Annotated in this window: 20 protein-coding genes; 10 read left to right on the top strand and 10 right to left on the bottom strand. The window is 51.1% G+C overall.

What is annotated here, in order from left to right:
- Positions 1-165: 165 nt before the first annotated feature.
- The gene (locus tag ACMGDE_RS06590; RefSeq protein WP_436832472.1) at positions 166-2,577 is read left to right on the top strand and encodes an alpha-ketoacid dehydrogenase subunit alpha/beta; all 2,412 of its coding nucleotides are present in this window, start codon (positions 166-168) and stop codon (positions 2,575-2,577) included.
- Here ACMGDE_RS06590 and ACMGDE_RS06595 read toward each other — a convergent pair.
- From ACMGDE_RS06595 to ACMGDE_RS06625, 7 genes are all read right to left on the bottom strand, one after another.
- On the bottom strand, positions 2,574-3,434 hold the full coding sequence (locus tag ACMGDE_RS06595; protein WP_436831976.1) for an ROK family protein: 861 nt from the start codon (positions 3,432-3,434) through the stop codon (positions 2,574-2,576). The two genes, ACMGDE_RS06590 and ACMGDE_RS06595, sit on opposite strands and share 4 nt — an antisense overlap.
- Positions 3,421-4,521, bottom strand: coding sequence for a chorismate synthase (aroC, locus tag ACMGDE_RS06600; protein ID WP_436831977.1), 1,101 nt, complete (start codon positions 4,519-4,521; stop codon positions 3,421-3,423). Before aroC ends, ACMGDE_RS06595 begins: the two co-directional genes overlap by 14 nt.
- Before the next feature lie 113 nt (positions 4,522-4,634).
- A complete protein-coding gene (gene aroA, locus ACMGDE_RS06605; RefSeq protein WP_436831978.1) occupies positions 4,635-5,900 on the bottom strand; it encodes a 3-phosphoshikimate 1-carboxyvinyltransferase in 1,266 nt (421 codons plus the stop codon).
- On the bottom strand, positions 5,900-7,006 hold the full coding sequence (locus ACMGDE_RS06610) for a chorismate mutase (RefSeq protein ID WP_436831979.1): 1,107 nt from the start codon (positions 7,004-7,006) through the stop codon (positions 5,900-5,902). Before ACMGDE_RS06610 ends, aroA begins: the two co-directional genes overlap by 1 nt.
- A 116-nt stretch (positions 7,007-7,122) precedes the next feature.
- The gene (locus tag ACMGDE_RS06615; RefSeq protein ID WP_436831980.1) at positions 7,123-7,947 is read right to left on the bottom strand and encodes a prephenate dehydratase; all 825 of its coding nucleotides are present in this window, start codon (positions 7,945-7,947) and stop codon (positions 7,123-7,125) included.
- 221 nt (positions 7,948-8,168) lie between these two features.
- Entirely contained in the window at positions 8,169-9,179 is a 1,011-nt protein-coding gene (locus tag ACMGDE_RS06620) for a phosphotransferase enzyme family protein (protein WP_436831981.1), read from the bottom strand.
- A gap of 27 nt (positions 9,180-9,206) precedes the next feature.
- Positions 9,207-9,905: a GNAT family N-acetyltransferase gene (locus tag ACMGDE_RS06625; RefSeq protein WP_436831982.1), complete on the bottom strand. Its 699-nt coding sequence runs from the start codon at positions 9,903-9,905 to the stop codon at positions 9,207-9,209.
- Positions 9,906-9,980: 75 nt separating this feature from the next.
- Between ACMGDE_RS06625 and ACMGDE_RS06630 the strand changes: the two genes are divergently transcribed.
- The 3 genes from ACMGDE_RS06630 to ACMGDE_RS06640 all read left to right on the top strand — a co-directional run bounded on the left by ACMGDE_RS06630 (position 9,981) and on the right by ACMGDE_RS06640 (position 12,230).
- Complete coding sequence (locus tag ACMGDE_RS06630; RefSeq protein ID WP_436831983.1) at positions 9,981-11,465, top strand: aminotransferase-like domain-containing protein; 1,485 nt, start codon at positions 9,981-9,983, stop codon at positions 11,463-11,465.
- 169 nt (positions 11,466-11,634) lie between these two features.
- Entirely contained in the window at positions 11,635-11,862 is a 228-nt protein-coding gene (locus ACMGDE_RS06635) for a hypothetical protein (RefSeq protein WP_436831984.1), read from the top strand.
- A complete protein-coding gene (locus ACMGDE_RS06640; protein ID WP_436831985.1) occupies positions 11,844-12,230 on the top strand; it encodes a type II toxin-antitoxin system VapC family toxin in 387 nt (128 codons plus the stop codon). Before ACMGDE_RS06635 ends, ACMGDE_RS06640 begins: the two co-directional genes overlap by 19 nt.
- 31 nt (positions 12,231-12,261) lie before the next feature.
- On the opposite strand, the gene ACMGDE_RS06645 is transcribed toward ACMGDE_RS06640, so the two are convergent.
- Both ACMGDE_RS06645 and ACMGDE_RS06650 read right to left on the bottom strand, forming a co-directional pair.
- A complete protein-coding gene (locus ACMGDE_RS06645; protein ID WP_436831986.1) occupies positions 12,262-12,636 on the bottom strand; it encodes a DUF423 domain-containing protein in 375 nt (124 codons plus the stop codon).
- Positions 12,637-12,682: 46 nt separating this feature from the next.
- Positions 12,683-13,444 (bottom strand): patatin-like phospholipase family protein, encoded by a 762-nt coding sequence (locus ACMGDE_RS06650; RefSeq protein WP_436831987.1) that lies wholly within the window; start codon positions 13,442-13,444, stop codon positions 12,683-12,685.
- 73 nt (positions 13,445-13,517) lie between these two features.
- On the opposite strand from ACMGDE_RS06650, the gene ACMGDE_RS06655 reads away from it, so the two are divergent.
- The 6 genes from ACMGDE_RS06655 to ACMGDE_RS06680 all read left to right on the top strand — a co-directional run bounded on the left by ACMGDE_RS06655 (position 13,518) and on the right by ACMGDE_RS06680 (position 23,164).
- Positions 13,518-14,507 (top strand): ABC transporter substrate-binding protein, encoded by a 990-nt coding sequence (locus tag ACMGDE_RS06655; RefSeq protein ID WP_436831988.1) that lies wholly within the window; start codon positions 13,518-13,520, stop codon positions 14,505-14,507.
- A 123-nt stretch (positions 14,508-14,630) separates the two neighbouring features.
- Entirely contained in the window at positions 14,631-15,221 is a 591-nt protein-coding gene (locus ACMGDE_RS06660; protein WP_436831989.1) for an RNA polymerase sigma factor, read from the top strand.
- Positions 15,222-15,326: 105 nt separating this feature from the next.
- A complete protein-coding gene (locus tag ACMGDE_RS06665; RefSeq protein WP_436831990.1) occupies positions 15,327-16,466 on the top strand; it encodes a FecR family protein in 1,140 nt (379 codons plus the stop codon).
- 205 nt (positions 16,467-16,671) lie between these two features.
- Positions 16,672-19,935: a TonB-dependent receptor gene (locus tag ACMGDE_RS06670; RefSeq protein WP_436831991.1), complete on the top strand. Its 3,264-nt coding sequence runs from the start codon at positions 16,672-16,674 to the stop codon at positions 19,933-19,935.
- 142 nt (positions 19,936-20,077) lie between these two features.
- Positions 20,078-21,469, top strand: coding sequence for a RagB/SusD family nutrient uptake outer membrane protein (locus ACMGDE_RS06675; protein ID WP_436831992.1), 1,392 nt, complete (start codon positions 20,078-20,080; stop codon positions 21,467-21,469).
- A 51-nt stretch (positions 21,470-21,520) separates the two neighbouring features.
- Positions 21,521-23,164, top strand: a complete 1,644-nt coding sequence (locus ACMGDE_RS06680) for an arylsulfatase (RefSeq protein ID WP_436831993.1) — start codon at positions 21,521-21,523, stop codon at positions 23,162-23,164.
- A gap of 23 nt (positions 23,165-23,187) precedes the next feature.
- Here ACMGDE_RS06680 and ACMGDE_RS06685 read toward each other — a convergent pair whose 3' ends face one another.
- Complete coding sequence (locus ACMGDE_RS06685; protein ID WP_436831994.1) at positions 23,188-24,225, bottom strand: LLM class flavin-dependent oxidoreductase; 1,038 nt, start codon at positions 24,223-24,225, stop codon at positions 23,188-23,190.
- Between the last annotated feature and the right edge of the window lie 71 nt (positions 24,226-24,296).

A 24,296-nucleotide genomic window follows, 5' to 3' on the forward strand; every position in this document is an offset into this window, starting at 1 on the left:
CGAAATCCATCATAAACGGCCAATTTTGCCAAACCTTTTTAAACAAAATATGTATGAGCGTAATGGGATATGATCCGATATAAATGTGTCATTGGAGTGTTAAGGGAACAAATTATATTCGGATAATATATTTTTCCTACTTTTGGAGCAAACGCAATTCAGATGATGTCTAATACCGATGTTAAAAGCGAACAACCCACTCACAAACTTAGTTTTGACGATTTCAAAGCGATTGTCATCGAAGACTACCGCGTTGCGGTAGCAAGCAGGTTTGTGAGCTTGTTAGGTCGCAAAGAAGTGCTGACGGGTAAGGCAAAATTCGGTGTTTTCGGCGATGGCAAGGAGTTGGCGCAAATTGCCATGGCCAAGGTATTCCAGCTTGGTGATTGGCGTTCGGGTTACTACCGTGATCAAACGTTTATGTTTGCAGCGGGTATCATATCCGTTTATCAGTTTTTTTCGCAGTTATATGCACATCCGGATGTGGATGCGGATCCATCATCGGCTGGCCGACAGATGAATAGCCATTTTGCCACACGGATGCTTACACCCGAAGGGAGGTGGCTGGACCAGACCTTGATGAAGAATGCCGCTTCGGATATTTCCACTACAGGCGGACAGATGCCGCGACTGCTGGGGTTTGGGTTGGCCTCCAAGCTGTACCGGAGCAATCCTGAGCTGGCGGGAATGAGCAATTTCTCTAACAACGGCAACGAAGTGGCTTTTGGTACGGTGGGCAATGCGTCGACCTCCGAAGGCGTATTTTTTGAGGCGGTGAATGCAGCGGGTGTCCGGCAGATTCCAACGGTCATTTCCATATGGGATGACGGGTACGGAATCTCCGTATCCAACGAGGTGCAGACGACCAAGGCGGATATTTCCGAAGTGCTCAAAGGATTCCAACGGGATGAAAATGGAGAAGGATTCGAGATTTTCAAAGTGAAGGGCTGGGATTACCCGGGACTATGCGAAACCTACGAGCGTGCTGTAAAGATCAGCAGGGAGCAGCATATACCGGTGCTCATCCACGTGACGGAGATGACCCAACCACAGGGACACTCCTCATCCGGTTCGCATGAACGTTATAAGCCCAAGGAACGGCTGGCGTGGGAACAGGAGCACGATTGCGTCACGAAGATGCGGGCTTGGATGATTGAATCGGGCATCGCGACAGAAGATGAACTGGCTGCTATTGAACAGCGGGCAAAAGAGGCTGTGCGCGCCGAGCAGCGGCGGGCATGGGCCGACTATAATAAAACCCTAAAAAAAGAAGTAGACGAGGCCATGGCGCTATTGGCGCCCATCACCGACGAAACGGTGCTGCTATTGCTCAACGAATTAAAATCGCTTGCCGAGCCGTCACTCCGCGAAGTATACAGCACGGTACGGCGGGTTATTCGGTTGTTGCGCGGGACAGAAAGCACGGAGAAATCTGCGTTATTGGCTTGGTATGAGCAGAAACAGCAGATCAATCGAGACCGGTATAATTCCCATTTGTTTTCTGACACCGTCGAATCGCCCAAGCACTTGCCTGTCGTCTCGGCGGAGTATCATTCGGATAGTAAAATGGTCGATGGCAGGGAGGTGCTCAATGCCTGTTTCGACGCTAATTTTAGTCGGGATGTGCGATTGGTGGCTTTTGGCGAAGATGTGGGGAAGATCGGAGACGTCAATCAAGGATTTGCCGGCTTACAGGCCAAATATGGTGAACACCGCATTTTCGATACCGGTATCCGGGAGTCGGCCATTATCGGGCAGGGGGTTGGACTTGCCATGCGTGGCTTGCGTCCCATCGCCGAAATCCAATACCTGGATTACCTGGTATACGGCCTCACGGTATTGACCGATGACTTAGCAAGCCTCAGCTACCGTACCAAAGCCGGGCAAAAGGCGCCGCTAATCATTCGTACGCGTGGCCATCGCTTGGAGGGGATCTGGCATTCCGGATCGCCGATGAGCATGATCCTGGGTTCGCTGCGGGGCATACACGTATGCGTACCCCGCAACATGACCCAAGCGGCGGGCATGTATAATACCTTGCTCCGAACGGATGAGCCTGCCTTGGTGATCGAATGTTTGAATGGATACCGGCTGAAAGAACGCATGCCGGCGAATGTCGGGGAGTTTACGGTGCCGTTGGGAAAGGCTGAAATCGTCAGGGCGGGCAGGGATGTAACGATCGTATCCTATGGCTCTACGCTGCGTGTCGTACAAGAAGCGGCTGGCGAACTGGAAAAACTGGGCATCTCCGTTGAAATCGTAGATCCCCAAACATTGCAGCCGTTTGATGAAGAACACGTATGCGCCCAATCATTGCGTAAGACCAATAAACTGTTGGTGGTTGATGAGGATGTGCCGGGCGGTGCTTCGGCGTTTATCATGCAGCAGATACTGGAAGTTCAAAACGGATACTACGACTTGGATGGGCAACCCCGTACGTTGGCGGCCAAAGCGCATCGCCCGCCATATGGCACAGATGGCGATTACTTCTCCAAACCGGCTGCAGACGATGTCATTGAAACCGTGTATGCCATGATGCATGAAGCTAATCCAAAGACCTATCCGGCACTGTTCTAGTCAAAAATCGCCGCGGCTCCGATCAACGCCGCATATTCCCCCAATTGACTGATGTGGATATCAAAGCGGTCGAATGATCCGGCATTGAACCCGCGGAAGATATCCCAAGCCCTGGAGATGTTGCCCCCGATGATGAACTTATCGGTTTTCTCCTTTTCGCTGAAAAAAGTAATGAACTGCAATAGATGATGGCTGTATTCGGCCAATATGTCTTCCACAAAGGCATGCTGTCCGCGCAGTTGGAGGAGTTCACGTAGCCCGGTTACTGTTACACCATGTTGCGCCGTTTTGCGGACAAACCACCGGGTCACCAGGTGTTCTTCCATGTTGCTTTCGAGGTACGGCGTTTTCCACAGGTCGGCATCTACGGCGTTGCTTCCTTTTTCCCAGATGGCGCTACCCAATCCCGTACCCAAGGTAATGCCGAGCATTTTGGCATGCCCGTTATGCTTGCCAGCGAAAACCTCTCCTTGCAGGAATGCCGCCGCATCATTGATGAAACGGATCTGTGGGCCATCCACACCCGTCCGATCAGACAGTTCACGGCGGATATCCATCCCATACAGGTTGTCGTACTTATCTTGGTCACGCATACGCGAGATGCCTTTTTCGTAGTCAAACGGTCCGGGCATGGCGATACCGATGAGGGGCGCAGCGATCTCCGGATGGTTGCTGATCACGGTGCTAAAGGGAGCGGCCCACGCAGACAAAATCGATTTAGCATCTGCATGCGAGTCGACATGGTGCCGGGCGATCGATTCCGTGACCACTTGCCACAGCGTGGTGTCTACCAGGGCTGCCGTGATATGGGTGCCGCCGATGTCAGAGGCAATTACGAGCGGGTTATTGTGTATCATACGTTCGGTTTTTGAGCAGGTGATCGGCAATGACCAGCGCGGCCATCGCCTCTACGATGATGACGGCGCGGGGCACCACGCAGGGATCATGCCTGCCTTTGCCGCTGATTTCCGTCGCTTCGCCGGATTGGTTAATCGTTTGTTGGGAGCGCATCAGGGTGGCCACGGGTTTGAATGCCACACGGAATGTGATTTCCATCCCATTGGAAATGCCGCCTTGGATACCTCCCGAGAAATTGGTCAATGTTTGGAGTTTTGCAGGGTCGTCTTCGGGATTGACAAAGGCATCATTGTGCTCCGACCCCTGCATTTCCGAACCCGCGAATCCCGAGCCATATTCAAAGCCATGCACGGCATTGATGCTCATCATGGCTTTTGCCAGATCCGCATGTAGCTTGTCAAATACAGGCTCACCCAAACCCACGGGGACGTGCTGGATCACGGCGCTGATGCGCCCGCCGACCGTATCGCCCGCCTTGCGTATGGCATCGATAAAGGCAATCATCTCGTTGGCCGTCGCCGGATCGGCGCACCGCACGATGTTGCCTTCGCGGATGGCAGTGAGTTCGTCGATATCATGGGACACCAGGTTAGGCGCCTCGATTTTTCCGACACCGGAGACGTGCGCGAAAATCCGGATACCCGATTGTGCGAGGAGGCTTTTGGCCACAGCACCTGCCGCCACGCGAGCAGCCGTCTCCCGTGCCGAAGAGCGCCCGCCGCCGCGATAATCGCGGATGCCATACTTCATTTGGTAGGTATAATCGGCATGAGAAGGCCGGTATTTGTCTTTGATGTGGGAGTAGTCCTTCGAACGTTGGTCTTCGTTGGGAATCACCATGGCAAGGGGCGTACCCGTGGTCTTGCCTTCAAACACGCCGGAGAGTATTTGAGCAGTGTCGCTTTCTTTTCGCTGGGTGGTGATCTTCGATTGTCCCGGACGGCGTTTATCCAATTCGGACTGGATAAATGATGCATCCACCGCGATATTGGGCGGACAGCCGTCGATGATCACACCAATTGCTTCCCCATGCGACTCACCGAAGGTAGTGATGCGAAAGATATCTCCGAATGAGTTTCCTGCCATTCTTTTTTAGACATTAGACATTAGACAACAGACATTAGACAACAGACATTAGACAACAGACATTAGACTTTTGGTCCCCGGGTTTTCTAATTTTCGGTCTTCCCGACCCGCGGCTAAGATATAACAAATCCCTGTTGTTTCAAATGATTCCAGAAATCGGGGTACGATTTTTCGACCACGAGCGGTTCGTTGATCTGTACCTGTTCAACCACCAATGCAAGCGGGGCAAAGGCCATGGCCATCCGGTGGTCTTCGTACGTATCAATAGTCACCTGCTCAGGTTGCTTCCATCCCGCTGTATGCAGGTGGCAGACTTCTCCTTCCGCTACCAGCGCTACCCCGAATTTGCTGAGTTCGTTTTGCAGGGCCGCAATGCGGTCTGTCTCCTTGATCCGCAGGGTATGCAACCCAGTGAAGGACAGGTCGCGTTTCAACGCCGCTGCGCAGACCATCACCGTTTGGGCCAGATCCGGGCACTCCTTGAAATCAAACAGCGTTTTCGCCGAAGGTTGGTCCATTGCCGCTTTTTGGATGCGCAGTCCGCCGTTTTCAAAGGAAGATGCCACCCCGAAGTGCGACATGATCTCCACGATGGCGATATCGCCCTGTAGGCTATTGCGTTTCAGGTTGGGCAGGAACAGGTTGGCCTCTTCCGCCAACGCGGCCATTGCATACCAGTAGGAGGCAGCGCTCCAATCGGGCTCAACGGTCAGCGTACAGGTGTTCAGCTGCTGCGGGACGACGGAGATGGTGTCCCCATTCCATTGGTGTTTGATTCCCGCTTCGGCCAGCATGTTGAGCGTCATCGTGAGGTAAGGGCGCGAAGTGAGCTCACCCTCGATCTGCAACTCCAGTCCCAGCGGGAGCGAATGGGCAATGAGCAGCAATGCCGATAGGTATTGACTGCTCACATTGCCCTGCACCTTGACCCTCGGTGTTTGCTGGGCAAATCCACCCCGGATAGCCAGCGGTGGGTACCCCGCCGCTCCAGCGTAGGTGATGTCAGCTCCTAGGGTGCGGAGGGCATCAACAAGGATGCCGATGGGGCGCTGTTTCATCCGTTCGCTACCGGTGAGGTGGTATCGGCCAGGGCGGGTAGCGAGGTATGCAGTCAAAAACCGCATGGCGGTGCCGGCGGGACCGATATCGACCGGTATTTCGGTGTCCGCTCGGGATGCTGTGTTTCCCGCCGCATCGGCGATTGCCTGCCGGAGCATTACCGTATCGGCTGCCGAAGACAGGTTTTCGATGTTGACACGTCCTTCGCTAAGCGCCTGAATGATCAGTGCCCGGTTACTTTCGCTTTTGGACCCCGTAAGTTGTACGGTTCCCCCAATAGCTTTCGACGGATGAACAAGTCTGACAGCGTGATTTCCCATTACGCCTCGGTTACCGGTTTGGTGTTCATGATCTCATTCTGCTTGCGAATGGACTCGTTGTGGATCAGCTCCAACAATTTCACCGTAAACTCTTTGTCGAGTTTCAGCGCCTGGGCCACATTGCTGCGTTTATGGATGATTTCATCCCAACGGCTCACCTGCAAGATGGTCACGTTGTTGTCGCGCTTGTATTCGCCGATCTTTTCCACGATTTTCATCCGGTCGCTCAGTATTTTGATGATTTGGTCGTCCAATTTATCGATATCTGTACGCAGCTGCGCCAGTTTATCTTCAAAGACCGGATCATCCGATTTCGCGTGGCGGTAGGTCATGTTTCCGAGCATATCGGCCAACGCCTGCGGTGTTACCTGCTGTTTGGCATCAGTCCACGCCACGGACGGATCGATATGCGACTCCACGATCAGGCCCTGCATGTCCATATCGAACGCTTTTTGCGCAATGTATGGAAGAAGCTCGCGGTTGCCACAGATATGGCTCGGGTCGTTGATCACCGGGAGGTCAGGCACCATCGTCTTTAATTGGATGGCGATATCCCACATCGGCTCATTGCGGAATGCCGTCTTCTCGTATGAGGAGAAGCCCCGGTGTATGGCCGCCAGCTTCTTGATACCTGCGCGATTTACGCGCTCCAGCGCACCAAGCCACAGGGATAAGTCGGGATTCACCGGGTTTTTGATGAGCACGGGTACATCCACACCTTTCAGCGCATCAGCAATTTCCTGCACGGTAAAGGGGTTGGCCGTAGAGCGGGCACCGATCCACAGGATGTCTACCCCCGCAGCCAATGCTTCTTCCACGTGCTTGGCGGTGGCCACCTCCGTGGTGATGGGCAGGCCGGTTTCTTCCTTCGCACGGCGCAGCCATTGAAGGCCGATGCTGCCGATGCCCTCAAATTCGCCCGGACGTGTACGCGGCTTCCAGATGCCCGCGCGCAATACATTTACCTTGCCCGTATTGGCCAGCAGGTGCGCTGTAGCCAATACCTGTTCTTCCGTTTCCGCACTGCACGGTCCTGCGATGATCAGGGGCGCTTCGCCCGTGTCGAACCATGATTTCAAGGGAACGATGTCTAATGTCTGTTTCATTGTTTTATTTGTTAATTGTCTATTATTTTTAGTGATCTGTGATTAGTGATCGGTGGTTGGTGACCGGCGGTCTGTGACGTGTGCACCGACCACTCACCGCTGACCACCCATCACTGCTACACCTTATCATTCTTCACATATTCCCCCATGATGTTGAAATTGCTGGTATATTTCAGTACTTGGCGGATGGCGGCATCATAATCCTTCTGATTCTTCCATTCCACGTCTACATAGAAGTCGTATTCATTTCGCTTGCCCAGCACGGGCATGGACTGTATCTTGCTGAGGTTGATGTGCTGCTCGGCAAAACAGTGCAATACCGTGGAGAGTGAGCCTACCCCGTTACCGGTTTGAAAAGAAAGCGAGGCCTTGTTTACCTTATCCGTTTCTTCGGGCTTGCTAGCCAAGATGAGAAAGCGTGTATAGTTTTTCTTATTGGTCTCGATGCGCCGTTCGAGGATTTCGAGGCCATATAATTTAGCTGCCAATTGCGGAGCGATAGCAGCCGTGTCTTTGAGCTGCTGCTCGCTCACTTTGCGCGCACTGCCCGCAGTATCTTCCGCTTCGGAGACCTTAAGCTGGGGGTTTTCCTCCAGGTAGTCATTGCATTGCTGCAAGGCAATGGGGTGAGATTCGACAAACCTGATATCCTGGAACGCTACACCCGGCAGCGCCATCAAATGCAGCTTGATATGGAGGTAGACTTCCCCCACAATGGGAAAGCGATAGTCACGAAGCAAATTGTAATTGGGGAGCAGGCTGCCCGCAATGGAATTTTCAATCGCCATGGCGATATAGGTTACCTTGCCATGTTTCAACAGTTCGCATGTTTTCTTGAATGATTCGCATTCGACCGTCTCGATGTCCTCACCGAAATACTTATAGGCCGCTTCCTCGTGGAACGAACCCTTAACGCCTTGTATGGCTACTTTTATGCTCATATATCACTTAAATGGGACAATAAAAAAGTCCCGGCTTTTCTGGCCGGGACTTTTTACATTTATATCTTTCGTTATCAATGCATATTAATCCCGGCCCTTACTGCTAAAGTAAAAGAAACCAAAAAATCGATATGCGTTGTGCGGTGTTAACATCTTTTTGTTTGACGAGCCAAATGTACACCAATTTTTTTTATTGTCAAGAGAAAAATGAAAAAAGGGTGTCAATCTCGAATGCAACGCAAATACCACTCCTCCCACGTCTTCATCCAGCCTACTCTGGCTTTGATGAATGCGGGTGTGAAGAAGAGATTTGACCAGTCCTCGAAATTTTCATAGTGGAAACGGAAGTAAAACAGCCAGAAGAGGTACCCCCAATAGGGGATGGAGGCCAATTCGGCCTCGCTTACCGGCCGCCGTTCACGGTAACCTTTTATAAACACCGCGAATTGGCGGTCTGCTTCCGGCTGCGTCATCTTCTTATGGAGCACATCCAAGAAAAAGTGGACATAGAAAGACGCCAGGTCATTCACGAGATAACCTTCGCCGGCAAAGTCAAAATCAAAAAACGTGACCTTTCCGGTGGCGTCAACGTGGAAATTTTTCGGCAGAAAATCATAATGGCAATATCCGTGGCTGAAGGTGTGCAGATCAAAAGACAGCAATCGCTCCTTTACCCCGGTAGCGACTTCCTGCAAATAATCGTATTCGGCTTCCAGTCCATCATCGAATGCAGGTTTGATGACACGCAACGGGGCGTCTACGAGTGCCTCCATATCCAGCGGCTGTCTGCGGTGAGCCAACTGCAATCCTGCCGTTAGGTGGTGAATATCGGCCATTCCATGCCCCACTTCGATCAATTGTTCGTCGCTCATGACGGGACAGACCTGGCCGGGCGCGTAAGTGAATAACACGCCATAACGGATACCTTCCGCCGCTTGGAAAGCCTGTAAATACTTCCCTTTTTTATCCGCTAGCGGATAGCTTATCGACGCTCCACCAGCATGCAGGATGTTCAGCAATTCCACTTCACCGTTGATCTCCTCCATTTTCCGGTGCACATCCCGGTAGATTTTGAAGATATACCGAGTGTTGGTACTTTCGATCAGATAGGTGTCACTGACATTGTGGATTAACAAGCGGCAGTTGGAATCGGTGAATCCATAGCGTTCTTGTAGGTATCTGTTCAGGGCGGAGGCGGCAAGCAGGGAGTAGCGGGTGGGGAAAATGTCCATGAGTGCAAAGATAATAGTATTCCTTTGCTAACATTGGTGATCTTCCTGCCTGATTTCATATACGAAATCGGGGGTCTCGGCTATTTTCCGGGCACCGAGCTTTTCAACAGCTTTTTGCGAGCGGTAATTGGTGGCACCGACATGTAGGTGTACAATGCGCACAAATTGAAAGGCGTAATCGAGCATCAGCTTTTTTACAGCAGGATTCAGTCCTGTACCCCAATACCGGGTTGCATAGAAGGTGTAACCGATGAGGATATCCTGCTGGTCGGCTCCGCCATGGTAGAACCTCGTGCTGCCGGCCACCATGCCGGTGTCCTTGTCGACGATTTTAAAAGCGCCTTTGCTGCGCATCGCACCGTCAAAAAATACGCGGAATATGCCTTCCTTCCAGCGGTCGGACTGCGGATGCTGTTCCCACACTTTCCAATCGGACGCTATGGTGTACAACGCATCGAAATCGGCTTCCTGCAAGGGCAGGAGGATAGCGCGGTCGTTTTCCAGCTGCGGGGGGAACGGGAAGTCGGCTGTCTGTTGTTGTAGGTATTCGTTCATGCCAAAGTCTCTTGATATATGCGGCGAGGTCACGTTCAACCCCGGCTGAGCTCGGCCCCAGTTGCTCCACAATGCGCGCCCGTTCTGCAGCCGTCTTGCGAATGGATAGCGCCGCATGAAGGTGATTTTTTCTGCTTCGTTGCCGAGTTGGAAATATTTGGGGATGTACATGAGTTTGAAAATTGTTATTCGTTCATGCAAAACTACTAAGCAATTGGACTATCTTTATCATCCAATATCGATAAAATGGATAGTCCAATTTTGCACTTCCTATTTTCGGAGATTACACTCCGATCTCAGTCCGGCAAGGCAGTATACCTTCAATTGGCGGAAGCCACTATTTTACTCATTAAGCGTGGCCGGATACCGCCCGGAGCCCGATTGCCCAGTTCCCGCGAACTAGCTGGCATCCTACGGCTGAACCGGTTGACCATTACGAAAGCATTCCAGGAGTTGGAGATGCAAGGGTGGTTGGAAAGCCATAGGGGTAAAGGCACCTTTGTGGCGGTCAACCTCCCCGAATCCCGGCCGCAGCGACTGAGGGAAGTTCAAGCTACCCGTGATGCCGGGCGCACTGCGGGCTTCGAAATCTGGCCGGCCGATTACCTCCGTCCAAGCGTAAACCCCGTGACCACCAGGCTGCACCTTGACGATGGTTTTCCAGACCCTTCATTGGCTCCGTTGAAGGAACTGTACCGGGCGTATCGCGCGCAACTGGCGCGGGGTAATCCATATGAGCGGTTCGGCAGTTATGGCCATGCCGAAGGGTGTGCACCGTTTCTGGAAGCACTGGCCCGATACCTCCGCCTAACGCGGGGACTGAACATTACCGAGCGGAATGTCCTTTCGGTGCGGGGAACGGTTATGGGCATCAATCTGGTCTGTAATGGACTCATCCAGCGGGGCGACGTGGTTGCCGCAGGTGTGCCCGGTTGGCGGCGGGCGGAGGCCAATTTCCAGCACGCGGAAGCACGGCTGTTAAGCATTCCGGTTGATCAATTCGGGATACAAGTGAATGCATTGGAGCGGCTGTGCCGTACCACAAAGATCCGGATGGTGTATGTAACCCCGCACCATCACTACCCGACGACGGTGTCCCTGCCGATGGACCGGCGGTTGGAATTGCTGTACTTGGCTGGTAAATATGGCTTCATCATCTTCGAGGATGATTACGATTATGATTTCCACTATAAACATAAGCCACTCCTGCCGCTGGCCAGCGCAGATGACCAGGGTATGGTTATCTATTGCGGCTCATTCAGCAAAACATTTTCACCTGCATTCCGTTTGGGATACCTGGTCGCTTCGGAAAACGTAGTCTCCCGGCTGTCTCTGATGAGGACTGTGCTGGACCGGCAGGGCGACCACATCCTGGAACGAGCGATGGCTGAATTGCTTGATGACGGGAGCATACAGCGCAGTCTCAGGAAGGCCATGGCCGTGTACCGCGAACGAAGGGACTATTTCTCCGGCTTGCTGGCTGAGGAGTTGGATGGTAAGGTGCAGTTTACCATTCCAGAAGGTGGCTTGAGCCTGTGGGCGCAGTTCGACAGGCGCATCGACCTCGCTAAACTCGCTGTTGATGCCCGAAGAAAGGGACTGTACATTTCAGATGGAGCGCCACACCGTTATCCATCTTATGACGAACACGCCATCCGGCTCGGATTTGCGTCGTCCACCAAGGATGCGCTGGAGGAAAGTGTGGGGATATTGAAAGGATTGATGGCGTGAAAGATGATAATCGCGATCGTGCGTAAAATGACTATATGTATCGGAGAACCGTGTTGGAAAAGCCAAATATTTGCTACCTTTGAGGTAGTGAATTTAAATGGCAACGGAATATACGAAAGAATATATTATCATTTCCGAGGCACGCGATATTGATATTTAATTTTTAATTATGGATACCATCACGCTGAAGATAAAAAACAAAAAAAAACTGAACCATCTCCTTTCTTTTCTTAAGGATTTGGACTTTGTTGAGGTCTTGCAAGATACATCACCCACTAAAGAGAAAAGAAACGTGAAGCGCAATGAAGATGATTTTTTTGCTTTGGCAGGCATGTGGGAAGGGCGTGACATCTCCGCGGAAGAACTAAGGGCGAAAGCATGGCCGGGGAAGCATTAGTATTATGCGATACTAACATTTTGATTGAGCTGTCCAAAAACAATAGCATAATCGTGGAAAAGCTCAGCAAAATAGGTGCGAACAAAATAGTCGTCAGCGCCATTAGTGCCGGAGAGTTTTTGTTTGGCGCGCGCGATCGACACGAACTCGCCAAAATAAAGCGGTCGTTGAATAGCATAAAAATCATGCATGCCGATAATGAAATATCCGAATTTGCGATTCGCCTGATTGAAAAATATACGTTGAGCCATCACTTAGATGTACCTGATGCGTTTATCGCAGCCACTGCTATAATTAAAGGGGCCAATCTGTACACGTTGAATTTAAAGCATTTCAAGTACATCGAGGGATTGAAATTACATATATAAAGGATGGTATGATGATGGTATAAGTGGAATTTTATTCCTCCAACATCTCCACCAACAACACTACCCACCCCGCCACCAGCAACAGCCCTCCCAATGGGGTCACCGGTCCGAGGAAACGCCATTTGGTGCCGAAGGCACCGCTCAAGCACAATCCATAGATGCTGAACGAAAATAGAATAGTGCCGCTGATGAATAACCACACATATGCACCCGGTTCGATTAAACCGGCCGACTGGGCGAAGCCGGCGAAAAGCAGGACCAGCGCATGGTAAAACTGATAGCGCACACCGGTTTCGAAGCTGTCCTGTTGTTCTGGTGTGAACTTCTTCTTGAGGGCGTGGGCCCCGAATGCACCTAAAATCACGGCGGTGGCCCCGAAAATCGTACCGAATAGTTGAGCTATCATAGCATCGCAATTATGTCCATCGGCAAAGGTACATTATTTTGGACTGTCAGCTGCCTGCCAGCTGCCGGGACGCGTGCGCATATACATGCTCATAGATATTCAGCAGGTCTTTTTTGCCGAACGCGCCGAATTGGAGCATGTTAGGCGGCTCAAAAAACAGATCACATTTGGCCGCGTTATGGGCCACGGATTGACCAAGGGCGAGGTGGATGATGCGGTCGAGCGTCTTAGTGGGGGTCAACTGTTCCGATGCCACGTGGTCCAGTGCGTTGACGTGCACGCCGATCAGTTGATCGCATTGACCCAATAATGGTTGCACGGGCAAGTTGTCCAGCACACCGCCATCGTAATAGACCGTATCATCGCGGTGTACCGCCGGAAACATCAGCGGAATACTGGATGAAGCGAGCAGCGCATTATCTAACGGGCCGGTGTGGAGGTAGGCAGTTTTGCCAGTGATCAGATTGGTGGCAGCGACATATAGTGGGATCTTCAAGGACTCGAAGGTGTTATCGGGCAGGTGTGTTTGCATCAAACGCATCAGGAACCGCGTATCGATAAAACCTGGTATGCGCAGGCGAAAACTTGTGGCAGGAAACAAGTCATTGCCCTGTACGATGTCCAGCAGTTCATCGATGGTATACCCCGCCGCATAGAATGCGCCGATGATGGCTCCGGCACTGCATCCGGAAATGACGGAAGGTCGGATACCGTGCTCTTCCAGCGCTTTGATGGCTCCCAGGTGACCGATGCCTCTTAGTCCCCCTCCCGAAAGGACAAGCCCTACCTTGAAAGGTCGTCGTTGCACTAATTTTTTCTGCCAGAACGCCATGCAGTAAGGTTACGGATTTTTGCTGAAGATAAGGGAAATTATTTGGCAAATGGCTAAGTTTGCTACGATGATGAACAGCCGTTATGCCGTATGGGCATTATTTCTAGGATTATTGATGATGTCTTGCCAATCCAACCGGCAAGACGGTGCGCCCGTCGTAGGCTTTGTGGAAGCTTTTGAGGATGCAACGATCGCTGCAGCCCGGCAGGGATTTATAGATGCCTTGCGGGATAGCGGGTACCAGGAGGGGGACGGTACGCTGGAGGTTATTCACCGGAACGCGCAGGGCGATGCGGCAACCCTCAACCAGATTGTGAGTTACCTGAATAGCCAGCAGGTGGAACTGATCGGTACCAGTACCACGCTGGCTACACTGGCTGCGGTGCAGCGAAGCAAGGATATACCGGTCTTTCAAACGGTAACAGCGATGCCGGATATCCTGGGTGTATTGGATGCCAGCGGAAACCCGCCTGCTAATCTGTTCGGTACGGGTGAAAACCTGAATTACATTGATACGTCCTTTGCGATCATTACCGAAACGGTAAAGCCGAAGAACGGTAAATTGACTGTCGGTATGATTTACAACCAATCCGAGCCGCAATCGATGGAGGCGTATGAACGCATTGCCGCGCTCGCGCAACGCATGAATGTACAGCTGGAAGCCCTGCCGCTCAACGGTTCGGCGGAGGCACAGCTGGTCGTCCGCGCGCTGCTGGCCAATAACATCGATGCTTTTTTCGCCAATCCTGACAATACGGTGTTTGCGGCATTTGAAACCCTTCTCAAAAACTGCAATGACAGGGGAGTGCCGGTGTTCACGAGCGAATCGGGCTTAGTGGCCAGGGGGGCCGTTGCCGCTTTTGGCGCTGACATTTACCAATGGGGATACCAAAGTGGTGCGCAAGCGGCCACCTACTTAAAAACGCAGTCCACCGAGGGTTTGGGGGTTGAAATGCTTAAGGTGAGAAAACGCGTATACAATCCCGTTGCAGCCGAGCGGTTCGGATTTACGTTTCCCGAAGCGTTTGAAGCCCTGTAGGTCATCCCTGTTTAACGGTTATTGAAGTAATTAAGAAATTCAGGTAACTATTTTTTTATATAACAGGAATTTACCTAAGTTTGGTGGAGCTGACCGGATTGGCTAATAAACACATCATCGTTGATGAAAACCAAATATAACCGAAAATACCGTATCCCGTATGTTAGTGCCGAAAGAGAAACCTCTTTTTCGATGCTGTATGATACGCATTGGGAACGGTTGTTCCGGTATGTCGTGCGTATTCTTCCTGACGAAGAGGATGTCGCCGATGTGGTACAAGATACGTTTATCATGTTTTGGGAAGGTGATTTCGATGCGAGTCAGTTCAAGTCGGTAAGGTCTTATCTACTCGTGATTGCCCGTAACCTCGCATTCAAACGTTTTCGCGAGCGACTTAAGCGTACCCAATTTGAACAGCGGCTTATGGACCATTTTGGTGGAGGCAACACAGATATGTTGGCGAGTATACATACAAAAGAATTGGCCCAACTTATTGATGTAGAGGTTGATAAATTACCGGAGCGGATGCGCGAGGTCTTTACATTGAGTAGGAGGGAGCATCTCTCGTACAAAGAGATTGCCGAACGACTCAACATATCCGATGAAACCGTAAAAAAACAGATCAGTAAATCTTTGAGACACCTGCGGCTGAAACTGAATGACGGGTATATCCCTTACCCCCTCCTTTTGACCATGTCCGATAATTTCTGTTAAATTTTCTTTTTGATTACCAATTATTTAGCAGTTTTTTTAACGAATGGATACCCCAATGGGCTAGTTTTTATACTCTCTTTAGTGCAGCACCAAATATAAACCCATATGAAACACGAGGCATTCAGAACGCTATTGCGTCGCTACGCAGATGGTGACTGTACCGAAAACGAGCGTATGTTTCTAGAGGATTTGGTTCTTCATAACCCCATCGTGGGCGATTGGGAATGGAGCGGTGAGGAAGAAAAGGTGTTAATGGGAATCCGGATCAAACAAGCCATCGATGAGCGACGGTTTGGCTCTAGGAGGTCGGTAAGGTATATGCATTGGTATTGGCCAGTCGCCGTATCCCTCTCGGTTGCCATTGGTAGTTGGTGGTTTTTCCGTGATGGAACTACCGGTCCTGTTGACAAACCACTTCGGATTACGGAAACATCGGCCTTCCCTGCCGACGGTGTCCGCTTAACACTGGCCGACGGTTCGGTGATCAGCTTGGACAGTCTCGATAGGGGGGTAGTTGGCGTAGCAAGCGGGTCAGAAATCATTAAACTTGATGCGGGAAAACTGGTATATGCACACCCTGAATCGGGAGAAGTGGTACCGGCTAATGGAAAGCAGCCCATGAATACCATCCATATCCCTAATGGCAAGCAATTCCAGCTCACATTGCCCGATGGTACGGACGTGTGGGTAAACACGGCTACGACCTTGACTTATCCCGTTATCTTTACCGGAGGCAAAAGGAGCGTGGAACTCAACGGCGAAGCTTATTTTGAGGTCGCCAAAGATGAAACACGTCCATTCGAGGTGGTAGCCAATGGAACTTCGATCGTCGTAACAGGAACCCGGTTTAACGTTTCGGCTTATGCTTCCGACAACGGGGTGACCACCACGTTGGTGGAAGGTGGTGTGACCGTCCGGTCGGGCGCAAGGGAGGCGGCGTTATCGCCCGGCGACCAAGCCATTGTAGGAAAAAGCGGGGAAATCGAGAGACGGCGTGGCGGCGTTGAACAGGCGCTGGCTTGGAAGAGCGGTTATTTCATTTTTGATGATATGGATATCCAGGCGGTGATGCGGAGTGTAGCACGTTGGTATGACATACGGGTCACGATCGGCGCAGACGTGTCGGCTAAGCGGTTCGGTGGGAGTTTTCCCATTACAGCTGGTGTAGACGAGCTACTAGCCGATCTGGAGACCGTGGGTCAGATAAAATTTGAACGAGACGGAAAGGAGGTACAGCTCAAATGATCGTGTAACGTTTATCCTCTACGGCAAAAAGCCGGAAGTGCTGCTAACACATCCGGCCGGTTTGGCAGAATCGCCTACACAGGCTAACTACGAATGGATCTGTTAATCATTATCGCAATTAAAAACTGTATTGCAAATGTATATATTTTGTATTGCACTGGGGTGCAAAATATTCGCTAATCATCAGCTTATTAAGCTTTTGATCATGTTTAAAATAACTATCGTTTTGATTATGGCCGCCATGGCGCAGGCGGGTGCTGCGGTTTACGCGCAAAAGGCAACGATTGATGTCAGCAATGCGCCGATCCGCGAAGTCTTTGCCGAATTACGCAGGCAGACGGGCTATCATTTCCTGTTTTTGACTGATGATCTGAAGGCCGCGCAACCGGTCAGTTTGGATGTCCGCGGTGCTTCGCTTAATGAAGTCCTCGACCTTTGTTTTGATGGCCAACCTTTGGACTACCGAATCCGTGGCAAGCGGGTGCTGATCTCACGGAAGGAACAGCGAGCTGCGGACGGGAAGCCACTGGTCCAAGAACGGGAGATTACGGGGACGGTTACTGACGAAAAAGGTGTGCCACTCCCGGGAACGACCATAGCGCTAAAAGGCACTGCATTGGCTACTTCTACGGACGAGTCGGGTAGCTACCGGATAAAAGTACCGGATCAAGCGGCCGTGCTGGAGTTTTCGCTGATGGGATTCGATGCCCAGGAAGTAGCGGTCAATGGTCGGTCGACCATCAAGGTAGTTTTAAAAACGTCGGTTAGCGACTTGGATGAGGTCGTGGTTATCGGATACGGAACGGTCAAACGGAGTGACTTGACGGGGTCGGTATCCACCATTAAAAGCGAAGATTTCAACCCCGGGCAAAGCGGCGGCGTACAGGGACTGATCCAGGGGAAGTTACCCGGTGTGCGTGTGGTCGAAAGTTCGGGGGAACCGGGAGGGGGCTACTCGATCAGTGTCCGGGGGTCCGGTTCCATCAGCGCCGGCACGGGGCCGTTGTGGGTAGTAGACGGATCACCGATGGCCGGCGGCTTACGTACGTTTAATCCGGATGATATCGAGTCGATCGAGGTGTTGAAAGATGCTTCGGCTACGGCAATCTATGGTTCGAGGGCAGCAGGTGGCGTCATCATGGTGACCACCAAAAAGGGGGGCAATTCCCCTTTGCAGGTAAATTATCACGGTAGCGCGAGTTTTAATCAGCCGGTCAATAACATCACCCTGCTCACCCCAGAACAATATCAGACGGTAAGTAATGCGATTATCGACGATGGCGGCGGCAATCCGGAAGACAGGATAGAAAGTACCGGCGCTAGAACCGATTGGATGGCTGAGATTTTCAATCCCGGTGCGCTTGAGCATAACCACTCCCTGTCATTCAGTGGCCGGGTAAACGACCTTAATTACTACGTTTCGTTGAATGCCACCGATGAGACCGGCGTGATCCACAATTCGAGTTTTCAACGTTATGGTGGGCGGATAAACCTTAACTATGGCGGTTCAAACAAATTCAAGTTTGGTACAAACCTCCGATTTGCACATATAGAAGATCAATTAATCAATAAAGCGGGTGTTAACGAGAATGCAGGTGCGGTCTATTCTGCCTTATTTTTTGATCCCACGCTTCCGGTAAGGAATGAAGATGGCTCATTTACGTCAAGTGACCTGCTGACGATCAATAATCCGCTGGCAATACTTGAAGGCGAAGACCGCGGCCGGCGCATCAACCAGTTTGCCGGCAACGTATACAGTGAGTATGACTTTCTCCCGAACTTAAGTGTCCGTTTGAACGTAGGGTTCGATATCGGGGATAATCGTAACGATAACTACATCAGCAGGCAAACCCTGGTAGGCGCTGCCAGGAGCGGCGTTGCCGACATCGGTCAGACCCAAAACTTCGATCATGTGGTCGAGGGGACCATCCGGTATTCAGAAACATTCAATGAGCATCAATTTGGCCTGTTGGCGGGCGTTGAAGTACAAAAATTTAAGAGTTCGGGATTGTCTATGCACGCAGAGGGTTTTCCTGCCGATGGCACAGGTACAGATAACATGGCGCTTGGCAATCCTGAAACCTTTACATTGGGAAGCAGTAGGGAAAGCAACAGCTTAGCATCTGCTTTCGGGCGAGCTAATTATACGTTTAAAGATCGGTACCTCATTACCGCTACCATGCGTGCGGATGGGTCCACACGGTTCGGTACGAACAATAAGTTTGGGTATTTCCCGTCCTTTGCGTTTGCTTGGCACCTCGGCAAGGAGTCCTTTATGGAGCAGGTTTCTTTTATCAACGAGTTGAAGCCAAGAATCAGTTGGGGTCAAACCGGAAATCAATCGATCGGCAACTTTTTATCAATAACCACGTTCGCCCGTGGTGCGACAGCGATATGGAATGATGCACAGCAGGTTGGACTGACACCTGCCCGGCTACCCAATGAAGATATCCGGTGGGAAACATCCCAGCAGTTGGATGTCGGCCTTGATTTTGCCTTGTTCAACAGCCGCGTGGTTGGCCATTTTGATTATTTCCAACAGAAGACCTTTGATATGCTGATGGCGGTCCCCCTGTCCGTGGAAACGGGTTTTCAATCACAGATCCGGAATATTGGCAGTATCGCCAATCACGGTTTCGAATTTGATGTCGCAACCAGAAATATCGTCCGCCAAGACTTCAGGTGGACAACCAATCTGAATATGGCTACGGTCCATAACGAAGTCACCGACATTGGCAATACCTTGCAGGTTATTTCAGGTGCATCGGGCTTCACCAATAATTTTTTGATTACCCGGGTTGGGCAACCCCTCCGGTCATATTTTGGGTATGAGGTTGAGGGAGTGTGGCAGACCAATGATGATTTTTCGCAGACCACACAAAACGTTAAGCCCGGCGATCTCAAATACGTCGATCAAGACGCAAATGGAGAGATCAATGCCAATGACCGCGTAATTTTGGGCAACGCATTCCCCGACCTCACGTTGTCGTTTGGCAATACAATTTCCTATAAAAATTTCGGCTTGGTGGTATTTATAGAAGGGGTTCAGGGAATCAACATGCTTAACAATAACCTTGTTGATACTTATTTCCCACTTCAAAATAGACGGAATAAATACGCCGAGCCCTACCTGAACCGGTGGACGCCGGAGAATCCATCTAATAAATATCCCTCTTTTGTGAGCCCCGGAAGCCAGGGTCAAAATGTGGTCAATTCGTTGACGGTTGAAGACGCCTCCTATATCCGGCTCAAAAGCGTGCAGCTGAGCTACGATTTCCCGTCGCGATTGTTCGGCAATGCGTTGCGGAGTGCACAGCTGTACGTTACAGCGACAAACCTGAAGACATGGAGCAATTATTCAGGGTTTGATCCGGCGCTGAATTCCGGTGGTGATCCGAATGCAATGATTGATTACAACGCCTATCCCCTGGCGCGGAAATTCCAAATCGGCGTGAGGGTGGATTTTTAGTTTAAAAAGATAATAGACATGAAAGACCGCTCCGGCTATGAAGATTCCGGAGGCGATTGACAAATAATTAACGACCATGAACACGAAACATTTTATCCCGTTTATGATATTGCTGTGCTCAATATTCGCAAGTTGTGAAAGCATGCTTGAAGAGCAACCGTATTCGGAGCTGGATCCGGGCGATGTGCTGACCTCCGCGAATGGTATCGAGAAGGTACTGGTTTCCGCCTATGGGAATATGGTGTGGGATAATGTCAAATTCAGGCTAACCCGGTTTGAGGGGTGGCCGGCAGATCTTTCTTGGCAAACCGGCGGCGTGGAGAATAGGACCGCCCTAACCATTATGAATTGGACGTGGGATGCCTCTCAGGATCAATTTATTGGTGCCTATAGGAAGCATTATGATGCCATTCGGGATGCCAACATCATCTTGGGCAACCTGGATCTGATAGCCGGAATTGCCGACGATAAAAAGGCCAGTCTTACTGCCGAAGCTAGGTTTATAAGAGCTTGGGCATACTATCGGCTATACATTTATTTTGGCACCACACCGCTCCGGACCAGTATAGATGATCCGGCGGAAATGCCCAAAGCTGATCCGGCGGAAATGCTCCAATTTATCGAATCGGAGCTCTTAGCGGTGATTCCAGATTTGCCTGATCCGGGATCGGAAGCGCAATATGGTCGGGTTACGAGTGGCGGAGCTAGGGCGTTGCTTGCCAAATTTTACCTCAACAGCAAACAATGGGAGAAAGCGGCCGCAGCCTGCCAAGACGTGGTCAGTATGGATAAATATCGTCTTTTTCCAAGCTTTGAAGATTTGTTAAAGGCGGAGAACGATGGCAACAGCGAGATGATTCTGGTAACTCCCTTGAGTCCGGACGGTCCTGCTTTGAATTACATGGAAGGGGCCTTCCCCCCGGGCTTTGCAGCGTGGCCAGACAAAAACGTCGTCAACACCTCTTGGGAAAATCACGGCACCCAGCATCGGCTCCGCGAAAGTTTTTATAATTCGTTCGACCCTGAAGACAAGCGCCGGGAACCGATCCTGACTGCGTATGTAAATGACCAGGGAGTAACGGTTGACCTCTTGAATGATGCGGCAGATAACATCCGTTCGTTCCGGTTTTGGCCGGATGTGAATGCGCAAGGCAACCGGCACGGCAATGACTTGCCTGAGGTCCGGTATGCCGATATCCTGCTGTCCAGGGCGGAAGCATTGAACGAGCTGAACGGCCCGAGTGAGGAGGCAATCAACCTGATCAACCAAGTGCGGGCGCGTGCAGGTGTGCATGATTTATCCTTAGCAGACTTTACTACGAAAGAGGCATTAAGAGATCATATCTTGCAAGAACGTGCATGGGAATTCTACGAAGAAGGCCACCGGCGAACCGATCTCATCCGGATGGGAAAATTTGTCGAATTTGCCAAGAAGCGGGGAGTAGAGAACGCTGAAGAGTACCGTACACTGTATCCTATTCCGCAAGCAGCACTCGATGCGAATCCGCTGCTGAAACAAAATCCGGGCTACTAGGCTATACGAAAACGGAAGATGAAAACAAAAGCAAATTCACGATAACCGATCATGATACGTTTTAAAGAGCTAATAATTTATTTACTGACGATATGCACAGCGGTATCCTGCCAGCCAAAAACTGAACGCAGTAAGCCAAATATTATCCTGATCATGTCAGATGATATGGGGTATTCGGATCTCGGTTGTTACGGTGGTGAAATCGAAACACCAGTGCTAGATGGTTTGGCCGAAGGGGGGGTAAGATTCACGCAATTTTATAACGGTGCGCGGTGTTGCCCAACAAGAGCATCGCTGATCAGCGGGTTATATCCGCATCAAACCGGAATCGGGCACATGACCAATCCGTCCGAAAACTTCGAAGTGCATGATTATCACATACCGGGATACCGCGGAGAACTCAGCCAACAAACACACACGTTGGCTGAGGTGCTTAGGACGGCGGGATACCGCACGTTGATGGCCGGCAAATGGCATTTGGGAATGGAGCACCGCGAGCAGTGGCCATTGCAGCGGGGATTCGATCGGTTTTATGGTATATTGGATGGGGCCAGTAATTATTTTCAGCCGGTACATCCGAGGGGAATTACATTAGACAATGATCCGGTGGACGTGCAGGATTCGACGTATTACACGACAGACGCGTTTACGGACTATGCCATCCGCTTCATCAATGAAGGACAGGACGTAAACAAGAAATCGCCTTTTTTCCTCTATTTAGCTTATACAGCGCCCCATTGGCCCTTACAGGCGCCGAAGTCGGTTATCGACAAGTATCGCGACCGATATGATCAGGGCTGGGCAGCTCTGCGAACCGAACGGTATGAGAAAATGATCGAATTAGGGCTGGTTGATTCGTCGTGGCGATTAAGTCCCGCTGACGGGCTGGGCTGGGATACGTTGAGCTCGGAAAAACGGACCGATTTAGCGCTCAGGCGTGCCATTTACGCCGCACAGGTCGATCAGATGGACCGTAACATCGGTCGTTTGGTCGACTACCTGAAGACGAACGGATTGCTTGAAAACACATTGATTGTCTTTATCAATGACAATGGGGCCTGCGCTGAAGGAGGGATGCTGGGAGGGGGCAAGTCTGAGCAGCTGGAAACAAAAGAGGGGTATTTCCTGACTTATGGTCAGAGTTGGGCTAATGCATCCAATACACCGTACCGGGAATACAAGCATTGGGTACATGAAGGCGGCATTTCGTCGCCGCTTATAGCGCATTGGCCGGCAGGGATTTCCTCTTCTCTCCGGGGGAAACTGATCAGCGAATATGGCTTTCTCCCCGATATCATGGCAACGTTTGCTGATATCTCAGGTGCATCGTACCCATCAGAGCGAAATGGCAAGCCGGTGCCTTCAATGGTTGGAGAGAGCTTCCTTCCATTGTTGAAAGGAAGTGATGAGCCAATTCATGATCAACCGATTTTCTGGGAGCATGAGGGGAACAAAGCCGTGCGCTTGGGCAACTACAAAGCGGTGATGAAATGGGAGGAAAACAAACCGGAAAAATGGGAGCTTTATGATATTTCGAAAGATAGAACCGAATTAAATGACCTGAGTGAGAAAGAGCCGGATCGTCTGGCCTTACTCGTCACTGCCTGGGAAGAATGGGCTCGGACACACCAAGTGCGCCCGTGGGAGGAGATACTGGCTAGTCTGCGGGCAAACCAGCGCCGCGCAAACGAATAACTGGGACAACTGTCCCTGCTGGATCAACGATCATCGAGCGCAGTCCGTATTTTGGGTGCGATCTTCGTGCCATAGATTTCGATAGCCTTCATGAGGTCCCGATGCGGCGGCGCGCCGACATCCAGGTGTGCCGCAAATCGGGTCAGCCCAAATAGTTCCTGATAATAAAGGATCTTGTCGACCATCGCTTCAGGTTCACCGATAAACAACGCGCCGTGTTTAGACATTCCAAAGTCAAATTGCGAACGCTGATAAGCTGGCCATCCGCGTGATTTTCCTACCCGGTCCATCTGCGCCGCATATAAGGGGAAATAATGGTTACTCAGTTTGGAAGCATCCTCACCAAAGAGGGCGTGGGAGTGAATACCCACTTGGAAGGCTAGGGGATCATGGCCGCTTTCCAGGTACGTCTTTTTATACAGGTCGAATAGCGGCTGAAACTGGGCCGGCGACCCACCGATGATGGCAATCATCAACGGCAGGCCGAGTTTGCCCGCTCGTACCACCGATTGCGGTGTACCCCCCACCGCTATCCAGATGGGAAGCTCGTTATCGACGGCCCGGGGCAGCACCGCCTGGTCGGTCAGTGAGGCCCTGAATTTCCCCTGCCAGGTCACTCGCTCCTGTTTATTGATGGTGAGCAGTAGGTCCAGCTTTTCGGCAAACAGCGCATCATAGTCCTCTACGTTGTATCCGAATAGCGGAAACGACTCAATGAAGCTGCCACGGCCCGCCATCAGCTCCGCCCGCCCGCCGGATAGGAGATCGATCATCGCGAAGTTTTGATAGAGCTTGACCGGGTCTGACGAGCTCAATACCGAGACAGCGCTCCCTAATTTGATTTTTTTCGTCACGGAGGCAGCCGCTGCCAACACGATTTCCGGACTGGGTACGGCATAGTCCGGACGATGATGTTCGCCGATGCCAAAATAATCCAACCCCACTTCATCCATCAGCCTGATCTCCTCGATTAGTTCCGTAAGCCGTTGCTGTGTAGACTGAAACTTGCCACTTGGCGAATCCACTTGTAGATCGCCGAACATGCTGATGCCTAATTCCATGATTATTGCTTGTTTGAACACAAACTTAGGAATGTTGTTTGAATATACTGCTAATGTAGGTTAAGAAAGTA

Origin of the sequence: Parapedobacter brassicae (assembly GCF_051400755.1) — a bacterium.
Classification (GTDB): domain Bacteria; phylum Bacteroidota; class Bacteroidia; order Sphingobacteriales; family Sphingobacteriaceae; genus Parapedobacter.